The following is a 19,022-nucleotide window of genomic DNA, read 5'->3' on the forward strand; positions in this document are numbered from 1 at the left end:
GAACAGGACCGAACGGAGCTTGAGGGGGGCGCGGGCGCCGCCCGGGGGGGGGGGGGCCCCACACTCCCGGGGTGGGTGTCGCGGGCGTCAAAACAACCCCCGGGGTCCCGTGGGGCACCCCGGGGCTTGTCGCGAGCGCTGGGCAGGCCTTGCACCTGCATTTCCCCACGGGAAGTGGGGCGTCTTTCCTTGGACCACCAACGCGAGGCCCGGTGCCGGGAGTTCCGGCTGTGGGCTCAAGATCAACTATAGCGCAGGCGCACGTGGTCCCGTGCCACCCCCGTTCGCACGGGGCCGGCCCACCCTTCTCCCGCTCGCTAGCTGCGCTCAGGCCAACAGCCCTGCCACCAGCTCGGCGAACTCATCCGGCGTGGCCAGGCGTACGTCGAGGGACTCGGCCTTGGTGCGCTTGGACCCGGCGCCTTCTCCCGCCATGACGAGGCTGGTGCGCTGGGAGACACTGGAGGACGCCTTGCCGCCCGCGCGCTCGATCAGTTCGTTCATCTGGTTGCCGCTGAGCTGCTCCAAGGGGCCGGTCATGGCGCCGGTGACCACCACGGTCATGCCCTCCAGCGGACCCGCCTGCGCGGCGGGCTCGCCCTGGCCGTCGGGCGAAGGTGCCGTGGCGCCCGGCTCGGTCATGTTCACCCCGGCCGCGGTGAGTTTGTCGATGCCCGGGCCGAGCACGTCCAGCTCGCCGACGATGACCGGGGCCTTCTCGCTGCCGATGCCCTCGACCTGCCGCATCGCCTCCGCGTCGGCGGACCGGATGTGGTCCATGGTGACGAAGTGCCGGGCGATACGGCGGGATTGGGGCGGTGACGGTCTGGCTGACGTGGACGGTCGGCATCTCGGCCTCTTGCGGGGGCTCGGGCGGCGGGTGAGCAAGACAGTGCCGACAGATCCCGAGGACGACTACGGACATCACTTGCGCGGGTAGTGCGCTGTCGTGCCAACTCCTGGGCACGGGGAGAAAAGTAGGTCGGTCGGACCGGTCGTAGTTTTCGGGTGTGCCGAGCCGCAAAACGCGGACGGCACGGTACCGACTTCTCCGAAAGGCCCCCTCATGTTCGACATCGCCAAGGTGCAGGCCGCCCCGAGTGCGGACCTCCTTACGCCCGACAACGCCGTCATGCTCTTTGTGGACCACCAGCCGCAGATGTTCTTCGGCACCGGGAGCGGCGATCGCGCCGCGATCATCAACAGCACCGTGGGTCTCGCCAAGGCGGCTCAGGCGTTCGACGTGCCCGCCGTCCTGACCACGGTGGCCGTCACTCCTGGGAGCGCCAGCGCGCCGCGCTCCTCGACGCCGGCCACCGCGTCATCACGTACGACCGCCGCGGCTTCGGGCAGTCCTCGCAGCCGACGACCGGCTACGACTACGACACCTTCGCGGCCGACCTGAACACCGTGATGGAAACCCTCGACCTGAACGACGCCGTCCTCGTCGGCTTCTCCATGGGCACCGGCGAGGTCGCCCGCTACGTGTCCACGTACGGCTCCGCCCGCGTCGCCAAGGTCGCCTTCCTGGCCTCCCTCGAGCCCTGCCTGCTCAAGACCGACGACAACCCGGACGGCGTGGCTCCGAAGGAGTTCTTCGACGGAATCGTCGCCGCCGTCAAGGCCGACCGCTACGCCTACTACACCGCCTTCTTCAACGACTTCTACAACCTCGACGAGAACCTGGGCACCCGGATCAGCGAGGAAGCGGTCCGCAACAGCTGGAACACCGCGGCCGGCGGCGGCTTCTTCGCCGCGTCCGCCGCCCCGTCGACCTGGTACACCGACTTCCGCGCCGACATCCCTTCCGTCGACGTGCCCGCCCTGATCCTGCACGGCACTGCCGACCGCATCCTGCCCGCCGAGAACACCGCGCGCCCCTTCCACAAGGCACTTGCCTCCTCCGACTACGTCGAGATCGAGGGCGCTCCGCACGGCCTGCTGTGGACCCACGCGGAGGAGGTCAACACCGCCCTCCTCGCCTTCCTGGCGAAGTGACGGCACACCCCGCCGGTACACACGGGTGAGCGCATCGCCGCGGGGCGCCCGGGGGGGCCCGGCCCGCGGGCCGCCCCGGGGGTGCCCGCACCCCCCCCGCCCCCCCCCCCCTCCCTCCATATCCTCTTCGTCTGACTACGCCTGCGGCAGACCGTCCAGCTGGGCCTGCAGCCGGGCGATGTCGGCGTCCGCCTTGGTGAGGCGGCCGCGGATCTTGTCGACCACGTTGTCCGGCGCCTTCGCCAGGAACGCTTCGTTGCCGAGCTTCGCCGTGGCCTGCGCCTTCTCCTTCTCCGCGGCCGCGAGGTCCTTGGCGAGGCGCTTGCGCTCCGCCGCCACGTCGATCGTGCCGGACAGGTCGAGCGCGACCGTGGCACCCGAGACCGGCAGGGTCGCCGTCGCCGTGAAGGCGTCGCCCTCCGGCTGGAGGCGCAGCAGCTGACGGATGGCGGCCTCGTGCGGGGCGAGCGCCGTGCCGTCCAGGGTGAGGCGGGCCGGGACCTTCTGGCCCGGCTGCAGTCCCTGGTCGGCACGGAAGCGGCGGACCTCCGTGATGACCTGCTGGAGCGTCTCGATCTCCCGCTCGGCGGCGGCGTCGCGGAAGCCGCTGTCGACCGGCCAGTCGGCGATCACGATCGACTCACGCCCGGTGAGCGCCGTCCACAGCGTCTCGGTGACGAACGGGACGATCGGGTGCAGCAGACGCAGGGTGACGTCGAGGACCTCGCCCAGGACACGGCCGGAGACCCTGGCCGCCTCGCCGCCGCCCATGAACGTGGTCTTGGACAGCTCGACGTACCAGTCGAAGACCTCGTCCCACGCGAAGTGGAAGAGGGCGTCCGACAGCTTGGCGAACTGGTAGTCGTCGTAGAACGCGTCGACCTCGGCGACCGTCGCGTTCAGCCGCGAGAGCACCCAGCGGTCGGTGGCCGACAGCTGTTCCGCGGGCGGGAGTTCGCCCTCGGTGGTGGCGCCGTTCATCAGCGCGAAGCGCGTGGCGTTCCAGATCTTGTTGGCGAAGTTGCGCGAGCCCTGGACCCAGTCCTCGCCGATCGGCACGTCCGTGCCGGGGTTGGCGCCGCGGGCCAGCGTGAAGCGCAGGGCGTCCGAGCCGTACTTGTCCATCCAGTCCAGCGGGTTGACCGCGTTGCCGAAGGACTTCGACATCTTCTTGCCGAACTGGTCGCGGACCATGCCGTGCAGCACGATCGTGTGGAACGGCGGGGTGCCGTCCATCGCGTACAGGCCGAACATCATCATCCGGGCGACCCAGAAGAAGAGGATGTCGTAGCCGGTGACCAGGACCGAGTTCGGATAGAACTTCTCGAGGCTCTCGGTCTGTTCGGGCCAGCCGAGCGTGGAGAACGGCCACAGGCCGGAGGAAAACCAGGTGTCCAGGACGTCCGAGTCCTGGTACCAGCCCTCGCCGGTCGGCACCTCGTCATCCGGTCCGACGCAGACGACTTCGCCATTCGGCCCGTACCAGACCGGAATGCGGTGGCCCCACCACAGCTGGCGCGAGATGCACCAGTCGTGGAGGTTGTCGACCCAGTCGAAGTAGCGCTTCTCCATCTCCTGCGGGTGGATCTTGACCTGGCCGTCGCGGACCGCGTCGCCCGCGGCCTTCGCGAGCGGGCCGACCTTGACCCACCACTGCATCGAAAGACGCGGCTCGATGGTGGTCTTGCAGCGCGAGCAGTGGCCGACCGAGTGGGAGTACGGACGCTTCTCGGCGACGATGCGACCCTCGGCGCGCAGGGCGCCGACGATGGCGGAGCGAGCCTCCAGTCGATCAAGCCCCTGGAAGGGACCAGGGACCGTGATGACCGCGTGCTCGTCCATGACCGCGATGTTCGGCAGGCCGTGGCGCTGACCGATCTCGAAGTCGTTCGGGTCGTGGGCGGGCGTCACCTTGACGCAGCCGGTGCCGAACTCGGGGTCGACGTGCTCGTCCGCGACGACCGGGATGGAGCGGTCGGTCAGCGGCAGCTTGATGAGCTTGCCGACGAGGTGCTTGTACCGCTCGTCCTCCGGGTGGACGGCGATGGCGGTGTCACCGAGCATCGTCTCGGCGCGGGTGGTGGCGACGACGACGGTCTCGTCCCCGTCCCCGTACTTCAGCGAGACGAGCTCGCCGTCGTCGTCCTGATACTCGACCTCGATGTCCGAGATGGCCGTCAGACAGCGCGGGCACCAGTTGATGATGCGCTCGGCGCGGTAGATCAGCTCGTCGTCGTACAGCTTCTTGAAGATGGTCTGGACGGCCTGCGAGAGACCCTCGTCCATGGTGAACCGCTCACGGTCCCAGTCCACACCCTCGCCGAGGCGCCGCATCTGCCCGGAGATCTGGCCGCCGGACTCGCCCTTCCACTGCCAGACACGCTCGACGAAGGCCTCACGGCCCAGGTCGTGGCGGGACTTGCCCTCCTTGGCGAGCTCGCGCTCGACCACGTTCTGGGTGGCGATGCCTGCGTGGTCCATGCCCGGCTGCCACAGCGTCTCGAAGCCCTGCATGCGCTTGCGGCGGGTGAGGGCGTCGATGAGCGTGTGCTCGAAGGCGTGGCCCAGGTGCAGGGAGCCGGTGACGTTCGGCGGCGGGATGACGACGGTGTACGGCGGCTTCTCGCTCTTCTCGTCGGCGGCGAAGTAGCCCCGGTCTACCCAGCGCTCGTACAGCGTCCCCTCTACCTCGGCCGGCGCGTACTGGGTCGGCAGTTCGGAGGTGGGCGCTGGATTCTGCTGCTGAGTGTTCTCGGTCACGGGCTCAGTTTAGAGGTGTCACAGGCCCGTCCCGAAACCGGATTCTTCAGTAACGGTTGCCGCCCCGCGCCCCATGGCGCGTCTCCTTCGTACAGGATGTCGGGAACACATAAGCGTTCGGAGGGGAACCCACGCAATGAGCTACAACCAGCCGGGCCCGTACGGCGGGCAGCCGCAGCAGCCCGGACCGTACGGTCAGCAGCCGGGCCAGCCTGGCCCCTACGGCCAGCAGCCGCAGGCCCCGCAGCCCGGCTATGGCTACCCCCAGCAGGCGCCGCAGGGTGTTCCTCCGCAGCAGGGCGGCTACAGCCAGCCCCAGCAGCCTGGCCCGTACGGTCAGCAGCAGGCCCCCTACGGGCAGGTTCCGCCTCCGCCGCCGCCCGCGGGTGGCGGCAAGAAGACCGGCCTCATCATCGGCGCGATCGTCGCTCTCGTCGCGATCGGCGGCGGCGTGTGGTGGTTCACCGCGGGCAAGGACTCCTCGGGCGGCGGCAACTCGGCGGTCGCGGACGACGGGGCGCACAAGCTGGTCACTCCGGAGACGGTGCTCTCCGACTACAAGAAGAAGGCCGGGGCCAGCGACGGCTTCGATGACGAGGCCATGAAGGACGCCGAGAAGGATGGCGTCAAGAACGGCACTCCTGTGGACGCCGAGTACCAGTCCGGCGACGAGAGCAACCCGCTCGCCGGGAAGATGATCAAGTTCATGGGCGTCTACGGAGAGATCGACGACCCCTCCAAGGTCGTCGACGGGATGTTCGCCAAGATGAAGGAGAAGTCCGCGTCGGAGCAGAGCGACACGGGCGAACTGGTCGGCAGCCCCAAGAGCTTCGACGCCGACGGCGCCGTGCTCAAGTGCCAGGAGACGGTCATCAAGAACGACTCCCCCTCCAGCGGCTCGGCCTCCGGTCCCAAGGAGATCCGGATGCCGGTCTGCATCTGGGGCGACAAGAGCACCATCGGTGTCGTGATCCCGGTCGAGATGGCGAGCGCCATCACGGGCAAGAGCCCCTCGCTCGAGGACGCCGCCGACACAACGACGAAGTTCCGCAAGGAAGTCCGAGTCAAGGCCTGACGCCGCGCGGCATCGCGCGTCTCGCTCAGCAGCCCCGGTCGCATCGGCCGGGGCTGCTTCCGTCAGGATGTCTGATACGCATAAGCACGGAGGGAACCCCAGACAATGAGTTACAACCAGCCGGGCCCGTACGGTGGCCAGCAGCCCCAGCAGCCCGGACCGTACGGCGGTGGGCAGCCTCAGCAGCCCGGCCCCTACGGTCAGCAGCCCCAGGCCCCCCAGCCCGGCTACGGCTACCCGCAGCAGGCTCCGCAGCAGGGCAACTACAGCCAGCCCCAGCAGCCTGGCCCCTACGGCCAGCAGCCGCAGGCCCCCTACGGGCAGGTCCCGCCGCCTCCGCCCCCGCAGGGCGGCGGCAAGAAGGTCGGCCTCATCATCGGCGCCGTGGCCGTGGTCATAGCGGCGGCGGTGGGCGGCTACTTCGTCTTCGCCGGCGGTGACGACGAGAAGGGCGGCAAGGACGGCGGCTCCTCGAACGTGGCGGGCGGAGGCGACGACTCCGGCGTCAAGGACGACGGCCCGCACAAGCTGATCACCCCGGCGACGGTCCTCACGGAGTACAAGAAGAAGAAGGAGGGCCCCGCCGAAGGGGGCATGAGCTCCGGCGACGTCGCGAAGGCCGAGCAGTACGGCGTGAAGAACGCCAAGGACGTCGCAGCCCAGTACCAGTCGGGCAGCGAAGAGAACCCACTCTCGCAGAAGCTCCTGCAGTTCAACGGCGTCTACGGCGACATCGCGGACCCCGAAAAGGTCGTCGACGCGATGTTCGGCGAGGCGGAGAAGAACGCCAACGAAAGCGGCAGCGGCAGCACGGGCGAGAAGATGACGCTGGTCGGCGAGCCCAAGGAGTACAAGCCCGCCGGGCTCGATGGCGCGGTGATGAAGTGCCAGGAGATGAAGTACAACCTCGGCTCGGCCGGGACCGGCAGCACCGCGGGCCCGAGCGACATGTCGATGGCGACCTGCATCTGGGGCGACAACAGCACCATCGGCATCGCGATCACCACGGACATGGCGAGCGCGATGGGCGGCAAGCCCGCCGACCTCGACGCGGCCGCGGAGACGACGGCCAAGTTCCGCGGGGAAGTCCGCGTCAAGCTCTGAGGCAACCGAACGTGTTTGGAGGGGACATCGCCCTCCAAACACGAGCCTACGGATGCAACGCCTAGGCCGCCGCCGCACGGCATGCGGTGGCGGCGTGATTGGGCTTAACGCCGAACGTCACAAGGGTGACGGGGCACGACTGCCGGATAACCGCGCTGCCGGAGTCCCCGTTCTTGCAGGAGTTTATCGCCTTCGACCCAATTGAATAGCCCTCGTGCTTCAGGTAAGTGACGCACTCGATCGGCGTGGCCGACGCCGGAGCCGCCGTCACGATCGGCACAACTGCTGCCGCTGCGGTCATACTTGCCGCCACCAAAACTCGCTTCGCATTCAGCGACTTCACGCTGTACCCCCATCAGTACTTGTTCTGCCAGCCGCCAGAAGTGGCGGTTGACGTGGTCATACATCAGTAGATCAGTCCGAGCGGTAGTGATCAATTTCTGGCGCCGCTATCGGCCTGAACCACTCGCTCCCACCTCGGCCACTGAAGTGCGCCAGGAGGCAGGCCCGCCCTCCGCGTCCCCACCCCCATCAGTCAGGATGTCGGGACCACATCAATACGCGGAGGGAAACCCACGTAATGAGCTACAACCAGCCGGGTCCGTACGGCGGTCAGCAGCCGCAGCAGCCGGGGCCGTACGGCCAGCAGCCGCAGGCGCCGCAGCCCGGCTACGGCTACCCCCAGCAGCCCCAGGCTCCGTACGGGCAGCCGCCTCAGGCCCCGTACGGGCAGGTTCCGCCGCCGCCCGCCGGTGGTGGCGGCGGGAAGAAGACCGGGCTCATCATCGGTGCCGTCGTCGCGCTCGTCGCGATCGCCGGTGGCGTGTGGTGGTTCACCGCGGGCGGGGGCAGCAGTGACGTCGCCGACGACGGCAAGACGTACAAGCTGACGACGCCCGCGACCGTGCTCGGCGAGTACAAGAAGCAGGAGGGCGCCGGCGGCGGCATGGAGGACGACGACCTCAAGGAGCTTGAGCAGGCCGGCGTCACCGACCCCAAGAACGTCAACGGCAACTACCAGGCCGGTGACGGCGCCACCATGAAGGCCATCAACTTCGGCGGCGCGTACGGCGACATCGAGGACCCGGAGAAGGTCGTCGACGCCATGTTCGCCCAGATGAAGAAGAACGCCGAGACCGGCGACTCCGAAGGCATGCATCTCAAGGGCGAGCCCGAGGAGTTCACGCCCGACGGCTTCGAGAACGGCATCATGAAGTGCCAGGAGGCCGAATTCCGCATGGGCGGCGCCGACTCCGCCGAGACGGAGGACGGCATCCCCAACACCTTCCAGGTGCCGATGTGCGTGTGGGGTGACCACAGCACCGTCGCGTTCGTCGGCCGCAGCGACGCCTCCGCCACCGCGACCGGCAAGAAGCTGACCATGGAGGACACCGCCTCCATGGCCGCCAAGCTGCGCGACGAGGTCCGCGTCGAGGTCAAGTAGTCACGGGTACGTGAAAAAAGGGGCGCCCGGCGAATCAATCGCCGGGCGCCCCTTCTGCGTACGTAACCGCTACGCCGACTTCTGCTCCCCCGCGCCCGGCCCCCGCGCATCACGCGGCACCAACGTCGGGTTCACGTTCGAGTGGACGACGTCCGCCGTGATGACGACGCGGGCCACGTCCTTGCGGGACGGGACCTCGTACATCACCGACTGGAGGACCTCCTCCATGATGGCGCGCAGGCCTCGCGCGCCGGTCTGGCGCAGGATCGCCTGGTCGGCGATCGCCTCCAGCGCCTCGCGCTCGAAGTCCAGCTCCACGCCGTCGAGTTCGAACAGGCGCTGGTACTGCTTCACCAGTGCGTTGCGCGGCTCGACGAGGATCTGGAGCAGGGCCTCGCGGTCCAGGTTGTGTACGGACGTGATGACCGGGAGGCGGCCGATGAACTCGGGGATCATCCCGAACTTCACCAGGTCCTCCGGCATGATGTCCTCGAACCGGTCCTTCTCCTGAAGCTCCCGCTTGGAGTGGATCGTGGCGCCGAAGCCGATGCCCTTCGCGCCCGCGCGGGATTCGATGATCTTCTCCAGGCCCGCGAAGGCACCGCCCACGATGAACAGGACGTTCGTCGTGTCGATCTGGATGAACTCCTGGTGCGGGTGCTTGCGACCGCCCTGGGGTGGCACGGAAGCCGTCGTGCCTTCCAGGATCTTCAGCAGGGCCTGCTGGACGCCCTCACCCGAGACATCGCGCGTGATCGACGGGTTCTCGCTCTTGCGGGCGACCTTGTCGATCTCGTCGATGTAGATGATGCCGGTCTCGGCCTTCTTGACGTCGTAGTCAGCGGCCTGGATCAGCTTCAGGAGGATGTTCTCCACGTCCTCGCCGACATAGCCCGCCTCCGTCAGCGCCGTCGCGTCGGCGATGGCGAACGGGACGTTCAGCATGCGCGCGAGCGTCTGCGCGAGGAGGGTCTTGCCGGAGCCGGTCGGACCGAGCAACAGGATGTTGGACTTGGCGAGTTCGATCGCGTCGTCACGTCCCTGCGCCCCGCCGGTCTCGCCGGCCTGGACCCGCTTGTAGTGGTTGTACACCGCTACCGAGAGAGCCTTCTTCGCGGGCTCCTGGCCCACGACGTATCCCTCGAGGAATTCGTAGATCTCGCGAGGCTTGGGGAGTTCCTCCCACCGCACCTCGCTCGTCTCCGCGAGCTCTTCCTCGATGATCTCGTTACAGAGATCGATGCACTCATCGCAGATGTACACACCGGGGCCTGCGATGAGCTTCTTGACCTGCTTCTGACTCTTCCCGCAGAACGAGCACTTGAGCAGATCGCCGCCGTCACCGATGCGTGCCACGAGGTGCTTCCCCTTCGCCTGGGAGACGCCACGTTCAGCGGCTCCTGGTGCCTCATATCCGACGGTACCTTGCCGGGCCCCCCGTTCGGGCCCCCCTTGGCACGGTTCGCTTTGACGTGAACCGATCGGGATCGGTTCGCGAACCATGCCAAGGAGCGGCAGATGCTACAGCTCTGCGTCAGACGACCGAGGAGTTGTTCATCTTCCGGGTGGAGATGATCTGGTCGATCAGGCCGTACGCCAGCGCGTCCTCGGCAGTGAGGATCTTGTCGCGCTCGATGTCGTCGCGGATCTTCTCGATCGGCGTCGTGGAGTGCTTGGCCAGCATCTCCTCCAGCTGCGCACGCATCCGGAGGATCTCGTTGGCGGCGATCTCCAGGTCGGAGACCTGCCCCCGGCCGGTCTCGCTGTACGGCTGGTGGATCAGGACGCGCGCGTTCGGCAGCGCCATGCGCTTGCCCGGCGTGCCCGCCGCGAGGAGCACGGCGGCCGCGGAGGCGGCCTGGCCCATGCAGACCGTCTGCACGTCGGGCTTCACGAACTGCATCGTGTCGTAGATGGCCGTGAGCGCCGTGAAGGAGCCGCCGGGGCTGTTGATGTAGACCGAGATGTCGCGGTCCGGGTCCATCGACTCCAGGCACAGGAGCTGCGCCATGACGTCGTTGGCGGACGCGTCGTCGATCTGCACGCCGAGGAAGATCACGCGCTCCTCGAAGAGCTTCGCGTACGGGTCGTACTCGCGCACGCCCTGCGAGGTGCGCTCGACGAAGCGCGGGATGACGTAGCGGGATTCGGCGGTGGGGCCGGTGTACTCGGCCTGAGTGCGCTCGTAGAGGCCGCTGCCGGGGTAGTTCTTCATCTCTGTAGGTCTCCTGAGGAGCGTGGGCTGTGTCGGCTTCGGATGGCTGAGCGGTGAGGCTCAGGCTCCGGTGCCGCCGCCGCCCGGCATGCTGGCCGCGTTGGGCATGATGTCGTCGATGAGGCCGTACGCCTTGGCCTCTTCCGGGTCGAACCAGCGGTCACGGTCCGAGTCGTGCGTGACCTGCTCGACGGTCTGACCCGTGTGGAACGCGGTGAGCTCGGCCATCTTCTTCTTGGTGAGAAGGAGCCGCTCGGCGTGGATCTTGATGTCCGACGCGGAGCCCGCGAGTCCGGCGGAGGGCTGGTGGATCAGGATCTCGGCGTTCGGCAGCGCGAAGCGCTTGCCGGGCGTGCCGGCGCTGAGCAGGAACTGGCCCATCGAGGCGGCCATGCCCATCGCGATCGTCACCACGTCGTTCTGGATGTACTGCATGGTGTCGTAGATCGCCATGCCGGCCGTGATGGATCCACCAGGGCTGTTGATGTAGAGGAAAATGTCCTTGTCCGGCTCTGCGGCAAGGAGCAGCAGCTGCGCGGTGATCTTGTTGGCGATGTCGTCGTCCACGGCCTGGCCGAGGAAGATGATCCGCTCGCCGAGCAGCCGGTTGTAGACCTGGTCGCCGAGGCCACCACCGATGGAGGGGTCGCCGGCGGCGGAGGGCATCAGATTCGTCACGTATCCACCTGCTCGTCTTACGACGGCGCCGGGCCGTCTCACGTCTTCTTCTGAGGCTAGGGACCCCGCGTGCTCGCCGCTCCGGGGCGGCTTCGGGGACTCCCCTGCCCTCGTATTCATGGACCCTAACGCGCGGGTCCCTTCGGGGAATCCCGCAAATGGAACTGTTCGCTGTGAGCGCAGGTAGCACCCTGCCGGGGGGGCGCCCCGTAAGGGGCACGGGGAACTGCGCGCTCAGCCCCGCAGGGCCGCAGTCGCGTCTGGCGCAGCAGGTCTACGGCGGGTGCGGCTTGTACGTGGTTGCTCGCGCAGTTCCCCGCGCCCCTTGCGGGGCACGACAGGGCCCCCGGGACCGAAGTCCCGGGGGCCCTGTCGTACGAGCGTCAGAGCGAGACTCAGGCCTCGGTCTTCCCCTCGGCGGCGTCAGCCGACTCCGTGGCCTCGGCGACGACCTCGGCGGCCGTCTCCGTCTCGTCCTCGTCGTCCAGGTCGACGACCTCGCCGTTGGTGTCCTTGACCGTGGCAGCCTCGACGACGACCGCGAGGGCCTTGCCGCGGGCGACCTCGCCGACCAGCATCGGGACCTGGCCGCCCTCGACGACGGCCTGGGCGAACTGGTCGGGGGACATGCCGGAGGACTGCGCGCGACGCATGAGGTGCTCGGTGAGCTCCTCCTGGTTCACGTTCAGCTTCTCCTTGTTGACGAGCTCGTCAAGGACGAACTGCGTCTTGATGCCCTTCTCGGCCTGCTGCTTGGTCTCGGCGTCGAACTCTTCCTCGGTCTTGCCCTGGATCTCCAGGTACTTCGCGAGGTCGAGGCCCATCTGGCCGAGCTGGTGGTTCACCAGGTTGTGCTTGCGGGTCTCGATCTCGTCCGCGAGGAGCTTCTCGGGGACCGGGACCTCGACCAGCTCGAGCAGCTTCTCCAGGACACGCTCCTGGGCCTGCGTCGCCTGGTCGTACTGCTTCATGTTCTCGAGGCGCTTGCGGCTGTCGGCCTTGAGCTCGTCCAGGGTGTCGAACTCCGACGCGAGCTGCGCGAAGTCGTCGTCCAGGGACGGCAGTTCACGGGCGGCGACCTGGGTGACCTTGACGGTGACCTCGGACTCCTTGCCGGCTGCCGAGCCGCCCTTGAGCTCGGAGGTGAAGGTGGCCTCGCCACCGGCCTCCAGGCCCTTCACGGCGTCGTCGATGCCCTCGAGGAGCTCGCCGGAGCCGATCGTGTAGGAGACGCCGGACGCGACGCCGTCCTCCAGGACCTCGCCCTCGACCTTGGCCTCCAGGTCGATCGTCACGACGTCGCCGTCCTCGGCGGCACGCTCGACCGGCGAGGTGGACGCGAAGCGCTCACGGAGCTCCTCGACGGCCTTCTCGACGTCCTCGTCGCTGACCTCGACCGCGTCGACCTCGACCTCGATGCCGGAGTAGTCCGGGATCTCGATCGCGGGACGGATGTCGACCTCAGCGGTGAAGTTGAGGGTCTCGTTGTCCTTCAGCTCGGTGATGTCCACCTCGGGCTGGCCCAGGACGTTGAGCTCGGCCTCGTTGACCGCTTCGGTGTAGAACTTCGGGAGCGCGTCGTTGACGGCCTCTTCGAGAACGGCGCCGCGACCGAACCGCTGGTCGATGACGCGGGCCGGGATCTTGCCCTTGCGGAAGCCCTTCACCGTGACCTGCTGGTTGATCTTCTTGTACGCCGCGTCGAGGCTGTCCTTGAGCTCCTCGAAGGGCACCTCAACAGTGAGCCGAACCCGAGTCGGGTTCAGGGTCTCCACGGCGCTCTTCACGGTTCGGTCTCCTTGGGGCTGACTTCTTGGGATTCTGCCCGGCTCAGAGACACACGGGCACACAGCTTGCATAGTAACGGCAAGCGGGAGCCGACCCACAATGCGATCTTGAGAGGCCCGTCGGGCGGCTGATCGACGGGGCGGCCTTGATCGACTCGATCGATCAGCCTGGTGGTCGGGGTGGCGGGATTTGAACCCACGGCCTTCCGCTCCCAAAGCGGACGCGCTACCAAGCTGCGCCACACCCCGTCGGTGCGACACGTAGGGTACATGCCCGCAGGCCGTGCGACCCCCGCTTAATCGGGAGTACGTACGGGGTGTGCGGGGAGTGCGTCCGACCCGCTACGATGCTTGCCGTGCCGCGGTCGCCGACCAGCGATTTCCGTGGCGCGATCTGTGCGGGCGTAGCTCAATGGTAGAGCCCTAGTCTTCCAAACTAGCTACGCGGGTTCGATTCCCGTCGCCCGCTCTGTCGACCTCAGGCCCGGTTCCTCAGAACCGGGCCTGAGGCGTTTCAGAAGCTGATCGAGTTGATGGTCTCCGCCACTTCATTGAGGAAGCGGTTTATGGAGGGTGCCATTCCGGTTGAGGCGAGGAAGAACCCGAAGAGCACCGCGACGATCGCCGGCCCCGCCTTGATCGATCCCCCGCGGATCAGCACCACAAGGATGATCGCCAACAGCAACACCACTGACAGCGAAATGGCCACACTGATCACACCCTAGGTCGGTCTCTCCCCGGCCCGGGGGGTACGACCCCGCACACCCCCGCCAGAACCATCGTGCCACCAACGCGCCATCCGTATGCGGCAGGTGACACATCGTCGGCCAGCGCCGCACGTGCCGGGCGCGACCCCGGCGGCCGGGGGGCGACCCTGGGGCGCATGAACAGGGCGCCCCCACACGGCAATTCGAGCCCCGCGCACCTCCGCTAATTCGGCTTGATCGTTTCCATTGCCACACAAGTTGTTCGCGGGAAATTCGAATTGTCGCCGGGCCCACACCGCGGGCTCCACAAAGAGCCAATCAATCGGACATTTCACCAGAGTCGCCTGCGGGCGTTATGCGCCGTTTAAGCGGGATGAGTTGTGACGTTCTGGACACCCGGACGGCCTGCGGGCGGCCCGTAAGGAGGTGAATCACCATGTCGACTTTGGTGATTCCTCGGGTACTCGGACCGTATTAGCCAGGATCCGTCTGTGATTGAGATGACAGCCGTGTTGAGGGTTTTACGAAAACACTCGGGCGACGCTAGGGTGCCTCAGATGTTCCACGCTGCCACCATCCCCGCAAGCGCAGTGCGGTCCCAGATCGTCTCACCGAGCTCATGGTGGGAGGGCCTGTGACGAACTCGGTTCAACCGCACGGCCGCCACCGGGCGCCGCTCCCCCCGGCCCAAGAGCCGGCGGCCGGAGTGCCTACTCCCCGCGCCCCCCAATTCCCCACGGCCGCGACCCCTTCCCATGCTGCGGCCGGCAACACCGCCCGACCGGGCAAACCGGCTTCCACGGGCCAACCCGCCAAGCAGCGCGACGCGTTCTTCGACAACGCCAAGTATCTGGCGATCGTCCTGGTGGCCATGGCTCATTCCTGGGAGCCGCTGACGGATCACAGCCGCGCCGCCGAGGCGCTGTACATGACCGTCTACACCTTCCATATGCCGGCGTTCATCCTGATCTCCGGCTATTTCTCGCGCAGCTTCGACATGCGGGCCGACCGGCTCAAGCGTCTTGTGACCGGTGTCGCCGTGCCGTACGTCATCTTCGAAGTCGCGTACACCTTCTTCAAGCGCTACGCGGACGACGATCCGACCCAGCCGATCAGCCTCCTCGACCCCTGGTACCTCACCTGGTTCCTGGTCGCGCTCTTCGTCTGGCGTCTGACGACCCCGCTGTGGAAGATCGTGCGCTGGCCGGTGCCGCTCGCCATCGCCATCGCCGTACTCGCCACGATCTCACCGGACATCGGCGACGATCTCGATCTGCAGCGGGTGCTGCAGTTCATGCCGTTCTTCGTGCTCGGACTGTTCATGAAGCCCGAGTACTTCCAGCTGGTGCGGCGGCGCGAGGTGCGGCTGCTCTCCATCCCCGTCTTCGCGAGCGCGGTCCTCATGGCGTACTGGGCCGCTCCGCGGATGAGCTCGGCGTGGTTCTACCGCCGGGACAGCGCGCAGGAGTTGGGCGCGCCGTGGTGGGCCGGTGTCGTGATGACGCTGGCGCTGTTCGGCTGCTCCGCCGTCCTCACCGCGTGCTTCTTCGCGTGGGTGCCGCGCCGGAAGATGTGGTTCACCGTGCTGGGCGCGGGAACGCTGTACGGCTATCTGCTGCACGGCTTCCTCGCCAAGGGCTCGCGCTTCTGGGGCTGGTTCGAGGACTACGAGTGGATGCACAAGCCGGCCGGTGAGGTCGTCGTGACGCTGGTGGCCGCCTCGGTGGTGACCCTGCTCTGTACGCCTCCGGTGCAGCGGATGTTCCGTTTCGCCATGGAGCCGAAGATGGAGTGGGCGTTCAAGCGGGATGCGGCGGCGTTGGCCCGGGAGCGGGCCAAGGCTTCATCCGGCGCCGGTTAGCCGACAGCCGCTGGTCATGCGCCCAGCAGGGCGCGCATGTGGGCGTACTTCGCTGTGAGGCGGGTGCGGGTCGGCCCGTCTAGCTTCGCTAGGCGGGCCGGGTTCGCGTTGTGGGCCATGTCGGCCTCCTTCACGAGGCGGGCGCCGGGGGTGGCGAGGATGCGGGTCGCGTAGGCCTCGGGGGTTTCTCCCTTCTGCTTGGTGAGGGCTCGGACGATGTCCTTCGTACGTTGGGTGAGGGGCGCGTCGCGCAGCCACTGCTCGCTGAGTGCGTCGTCTTCCACTGCGTCGTGGAGCCAGGCGGCGGCGATCTGGTCCGGGGTGCCGCCGCGGGAGCGGGTGCCTTCGGCCACCGCGTGCAGGTGCTCGGCGTAGGGCCGCCCCGCCTTGTCCTTCTGGGCGGCGTGGGCCGCTCGGGCTATGGCTTCTACCTCGGGGAGGGTTAGGTGGGGGCGGGGGTTGGGGGTGGGGTTGGGGGTGGGGTTGGGGTTGGGGTTGGGGCGAGGGCTGGGGTTCATGCGGGGATTCTTTCCCCAATCCCGCCCCTTCCCGAAAATTTCCGGCTGCGCCGGCCGCGAGGTGGCCGCAGATCACCGCCTTCGGCGAGTTCGTCCTCAAACGCCGGACGGGCTGAAATGCCTGCGGCCGGGCTGGGAGACCTGTCGATGGGTGGGTGGGCAAGTGCCGGGCAATCGGGCGGGCGGGCGGGAAAGCTTTCGCCGCGAAGCGGCGGTACGGCGGCGCGGCCGACGACGGCGCGTCGGCAGGCTGGGACCGCTGCCGGGCAAACGGTGGGTGGGCGGTACGGCGGCGCGGCCGGCAGTCGCGGGTCGGCGGGCTGAGGGCGCTGCCGGGCAAGTGGTGGGTGGGCGGTACGGCGGCGCGGCCGACGACGGCGCGTGGGCAGACCGGGCCGCTGCCGGGCAATCGGGTGGGTGGGTGGGAAGGAATCAGTCCCGTAGTACCGCCCTTGCCGGGAGCAGGGTCGATGCCAGGCCCAGGGTCAGGATTGCCGTCGCGAAGCCTGCGTACACCGGCGGTGGGATGTACGGGGACTCGCCCGTCAGGCCGTTGGTCATGGGGATCAGCGTTGCCAGGGCTATCGCCGAGCCGATCACTATGCCCGCGCACGCGACCAGGAGTGCCTCCCAGCGGACCATCCGCATCACCTGGCGGCGCGTGGAGCCGATCAGCCGGAGGGTGGCCAGTTCGCGGCGTCGGTCAAGGACCGTCATGGCGAGAGTGTTCACCGCGGCTATCGCCGCGAAGCCGCCGAGTACCGCCGCCATCGTCGTGTTCGCCCAGGCGTTGAGCTCTCGGTCCAGGGACTGGGCGGTTGCGTAGCCGTCGCGGTCGCGGAGTTCGCCGAGGGCGGTCAGGGCCTTCGGGGCCTTGCCCGTGGTCCAGATTTCCGTGGCGAAGGGCGATGTCACGTGGCGCTTCACGTCCGTGGCGGGGAGCGTGACCTGGGAGAGGCCGAGGCCCCTGCCGTACGTCGCCACCACCTTCCGCGAGGCCTCCGTGCCGTCCGGCATACGGAGGTTCAGCCTGTCCCCCGTCTTCACGTGCGCGTTGTCCGCCAGCATCGCGTCGACGGCGACCTCCCCCTTGCCGAGAGTGGACAGGGAGCCGGATTTCACGTCCAGGTCCTGCACCTGGGTGAGATCGCGCGTCGAGCCCGTCACGCCCTGCGCCGACGCCGACTCGAGCCAGCGGTCGCCGCCGGAGCCCGCCGGGACGAGGACGGACGTCTTGAGCAGGCCCACCGCCGAGGTGACCCCGGGCGCCCGCGCCGCCCGCGACACCGCGTCAGGGGCGAGGCCCGTGCCCGACGCCGTCACGATGTGGTCCGCCGTGATGCCATCGCGCTGCTGGTCGTGGGCGACCCAGTCCTCGCTTGTGTGCATGAAGACGAGGGTCGATGAGAACGCCATCGCGAGGACTATGGGGGTGATCGCCGAGGCCAACCGCCTGGCATTCGTACGGGAGTTGGCGGCCGCGAGCGACGCGGAGGCGCCCGCGCCGCGCAGCGGGAGGCCGAACAGGGCGGCGCACGCGCGGGCGACCAGCGGGCCGAGCAGGGCCACGGCCAGCATGAACAGCATGACCACGCCGAGCGCCGCGTTCGCCGCGTCCGCGCCGCTCGTCGACGAGGCGACGCCCGCGAGCACACATCCGCCGGCCGCTGCCGCGATCCCAAGGGGCGTACGGATCCAACCGGGCCGCAGGCGCTCCACGGAGGACTCGCTCAGCGCCTGGCCCGGCTTGATGCGGGAGGGGCGGCGGGCCGCCATGTACCCGGCGGACAGCGCGGTGAGCAGGACGGCGCCCGCGGCGGAGACGAGCGGGATGAAGGAGATGGACAGGTCGACCGCCTCCGGGATGGCGCCCTTCTCCTGCAGCTGGCCGAACCACCAGCTCGCCAGGGCGATCCCGGGCAGGCAGCCGAGCGCGCCCGCGAGCGGCGCGACCAGGAGGGTCTCCGTGGCGATGGTGCGGCGGATCTGCCGCGGGGTCGTGCCGATCGCCCGCAGCAGCGCGTACTCACGGGCCCGCTGACCGACGGAGAGCGCCACGGTGCCCGCGGCGGTGAACACGGCGACCATGGTGGCGACGCCGCCGAACGAGCCGCCGAGTCCGGTCAGGAGCTCCTTGGCGTTGTCGAGCGTGGCGTCCCCGGCGCTGCCGCGGTCGTCGCCCGTGTACACCTTGGCCTTGCCGCCGATGGCGTGCGCCACCTGGGACTTGAGGGCGGCGTCCGTGACGCCCGCCTTCGGCAGTACGGCGATGGCGTCGACGCGGCCGGGGTGCCCTGAGATGCGTACGGCGTCGGAGTCGGCGAACCAGGCCGTGGGGGCGCCCTGTTGAGCGGTCAGACCCGCCACCCGGAACTGCCGGGGGCCGTCCGCCGTGGTGAGCGTGACGCGGTCCCCCACGGACGCCTTGGCGCCCGAAAGGACCACTTCGCCGCTGCGGGGCGCCTTGCCCGCCGTGAGTTTCTCGCCGGTGAACGCGGTGGAGCCCCAGCCGTGCGCCGTGACGTCCGCGCCGCGCGACTGCACGGGGAAGCTGACGTCCGCGACGGCCTTGCGCGCTCCGGGGGCCGAACCCGCCTTGGCCACAAGGGAGTTGTCGAGCCGCGCGCGGTCGGGCACCACCGAGGTCGAGTCGCTTCCGCCCACCTTGAAGTGGGCCATCTGGTCGGCGGCGGCCACCACGGGGGCGCCGGCGTACCGGGTGGGCGGCACCGACGCGCGCAGGCCCGTCTCCAGGAGGATGCCGCACGCGGACACGATCGTCGCGGCCATCATCAGCGCGACGAACGTGCCGACGAAGGCGGCGGGCTTGAAACGAACCGCGGCACGAGCGAGCCCGTTCGGCATCAACTGCATG

13 protein-coding genes, 2 tRNA genes and 3 pseudogenes are annotated in these 19,022 nt (G+C 68.5%); 7 read left to right on the plus strand and 11 right to left on the minus strand.

What is annotated here, in order from left to right:
* Nucleotides 1–327 precede the first annotated feature (327 nt).
* Nucleotides 328–813, minus strand: a pseudogene (locus tag ACFWY6_RS08435) (BRCT domain-containing protein); the annotation flags it as partial.
* A 253-nt stretch (nucleotides 814–1,066) separates the two neighbouring features.
* Between ACFWY6_RS08435 and ACFWY6_RS08440 the strand changes: the two are divergent.
* A pseudogene (locus tag ACFWY6_RS08440) lies at nucleotides 1,067–1,270 on the plus strand (hydrolase); the annotation flags it as partial.
* 2 nt (nucleotides 1,271–1,272) lie between these two features.
* Nucleotides 1,273–1,998, plus strand: a pseudogene (locus ACFWY6_RS08445) (alpha/beta fold hydrolase); the annotation flags it as partial.
* Nucleotides 1,999–2,133: 135 nt separating this feature from the next.
* Here the strand turns inward: ACFWY6_RS08445 and ACFWY6_RS08450 are convergent.
* Complete coding sequence (locus tag ACFWY6_RS08450) at nucleotides 2,134–4,758, minus strand: valine--tRNA ligase (RefSeq protein WP_384687461.1); 2,625 nt, start codon at nucleotides 4,756–4,758, stop codon at nucleotides 2,134–2,136.
* A 136-nt stretch (nucleotides 4,759–4,894) separates the two neighbouring features.
* Between ACFWY6_RS08450 and ACFWY6_RS08455 the strand changes: the two genes are divergently transcribed.
* A complete protein-coding gene (locus ACFWY6_RS08455) occupies nucleotides 4,895–5,833 on the plus strand; it encodes a hypothetical protein (protein WP_384687462.1) in 939 nt (312 codons plus the stop codon).
* Nucleotides 5,834–5,938: 105 nt separating this feature from the next.
* On the plus strand, nucleotides 5,939–6,937 hold the full coding sequence (locus ACFWY6_RS08460) for a hypothetical protein (RefSeq protein ID WP_384687463.1): 999 nt from the start codon (nucleotides 5,939–5,941) through the stop codon (nucleotides 6,935–6,937).
* Between the two features lie 61 nt (nucleotides 6,938–6,998).
* Here ACFWY6_RS08460 and ACFWY6_RS08465 read toward each other — a convergent pair whose 3' ends face one another.
* Complete coding sequence (locus ACFWY6_RS08465; protein ID WP_384687464.1) at nucleotides 6,999–7,280, minus strand: hypothetical protein; 282 nt, start codon at nucleotides 7,278–7,280, stop codon at nucleotides 6,999–7,001.
* A 237-nt stretch (nucleotides 7,281–7,517) separates the two neighbouring features.
* On the opposite strand from ACFWY6_RS08465, the gene ACFWY6_RS08470 reads away from it, so the two are divergent.
* On the plus strand, nucleotides 7,518–8,381 hold the full coding sequence (locus ACFWY6_RS08470) for a hypothetical protein (protein WP_384687465.1): 864 nt from the start codon (nucleotides 7,518–7,520) through the stop codon (nucleotides 8,379–8,381).
* A 69-nt stretch (nucleotides 8,382–8,450) separates the two neighbouring features.
* Here the strand turns inward: ACFWY6_RS08470 and clpX are convergent, their stop codons facing one another.
* From clpX to ACFWY6_RS08495, 5 genes are all read right to left on the minus strand, one after another.
* Nucleotides 8,451–9,737 (minus strand): ATP-dependent Clp protease ATP-binding subunit ClpX, encoded by a 1,287-nt coding sequence (gene clpX / locus ACFWY6_RS08475; RefSeq protein ID WP_160505024.1) that lies wholly within the window; start codon nucleotides 9,735–9,737, stop codon nucleotides 8,451–8,453.
* 178 nt (nucleotides 9,738–9,915) lie between these two features.
* Complete coding sequence (locus tag ACFWY6_RS08480; protein ID WP_361820235.1) at nucleotides 9,916–10,596, minus strand: ATP-dependent Clp protease proteolytic subunit; 681 nt, start codon at nucleotides 10,594–10,596, stop codon at nucleotides 9,916–9,918.
* A 60-nt stretch (nucleotides 10,597–10,656) separates the two neighbouring features.
* On the minus strand, nucleotides 10,657–11,262 hold the full coding sequence (locus tag ACFWY6_RS08485; RefSeq protein ID WP_167829019.1) for an ATP-dependent Clp protease proteolytic subunit: 606 nt from the start codon (nucleotides 11,260–11,262) through the stop codon (nucleotides 10,657–10,659).
* A gap of 407 nt (nucleotides 11,263–11,669) precedes the next feature.
* Nucleotides 11,670–13,061, minus strand: a complete 1,392-nt coding sequence (tig, locus tag ACFWY6_RS08490) for a trigger factor (RefSeq protein ID WP_384687466.1) — start codon at nucleotides 13,059–13,061, stop codon at nucleotides 11,670–11,672.
* Nucleotides 13,062–13,233: 172 nt separating this feature from the next.
* Nucleotides 13,234–13,310: transfer RNA gene (locus ACFWY6_RS08495), tRNA-Pro, on the minus strand.
* 149 nt (nucleotides 13,311–13,459) lie between these two features.
* Between ACFWY6_RS08495 and ACFWY6_RS08500 the strand changes: the two genes are divergently transcribed.
* A tRNA-Gly gene (locus tag ACFWY6_RS08500) sits at nucleotides 13,460–13,530 on the plus strand.
* A 45-nt stretch (nucleotides 13,531–13,575) separates the two neighbouring features.
* Here ACFWY6_RS08500 and ACFWY6_RS08505 read toward each other — a convergent pair.
* Nucleotides 13,576–13,770 carry a hypothetical protein gene (locus ACFWY6_RS08505; RefSeq protein ID WP_135335839.1) on the minus strand — a complete coding sequence of 65 codons (195 nt, stop codon included), beginning with the start codon at nucleotides 13,768–13,770 and terminating at the stop codon, nucleotides 13,576–13,578.
* A 632-nt stretch (nucleotides 13,771–14,402) separates the two neighbouring features.
* Between ACFWY6_RS08505 and ACFWY6_RS08510 the strand changes: the two genes are divergently transcribed.
* Nucleotides 14,403–15,629 (plus strand): acyltransferase family protein, encoded by a 1,227-nt coding sequence (locus ACFWY6_RS08510; RefSeq protein WP_384687467.1) that lies wholly within the window; start codon nucleotides 14,403–14,405, stop codon nucleotides 15,627–15,629.
* A 14-nt stretch (nucleotides 15,630–15,643) separates the two neighbouring features.
* Here the strand turns inward: ACFWY6_RS08510 and ACFWY6_RS08515 are convergent, their stop codons facing one another.
* Together ACFWY6_RS08515 and ACFWY6_RS08520 are read right to left on the minus strand one after the other, a co-directional pair.
* A complete protein-coding gene (locus ACFWY6_RS08515) occupies nucleotides 15,644–16,147 on the minus strand; it encodes an HD domain-containing protein (RefSeq protein WP_384687468.1) in 504 nt (167 codons plus the stop codon).
* A gap of 432 nt (nucleotides 16,148–16,579) precedes the next feature.
* On the minus strand, nucleotides 16,580–19,021 hold the full coding sequence (locus ACFWY6_RS08520; RefSeq protein ID WP_384687469.1) for an FtsX-like permease family protein: 2,442 nt from the start codon (nucleotides 19,019–19,021) through the stop codon (nucleotides 16,580–16,582).
* Nucleotide 19,022: the final 1 nt, after the last annotated feature.

This window comes from Streptomyces sp. NPDC059037 (genome assembly GCF_042740015.1).
Lineage (GTDB): Bacteria > Actinomycetota > Actinomycetes > Streptomycetales > Streptomycetaceae > Streptomyces.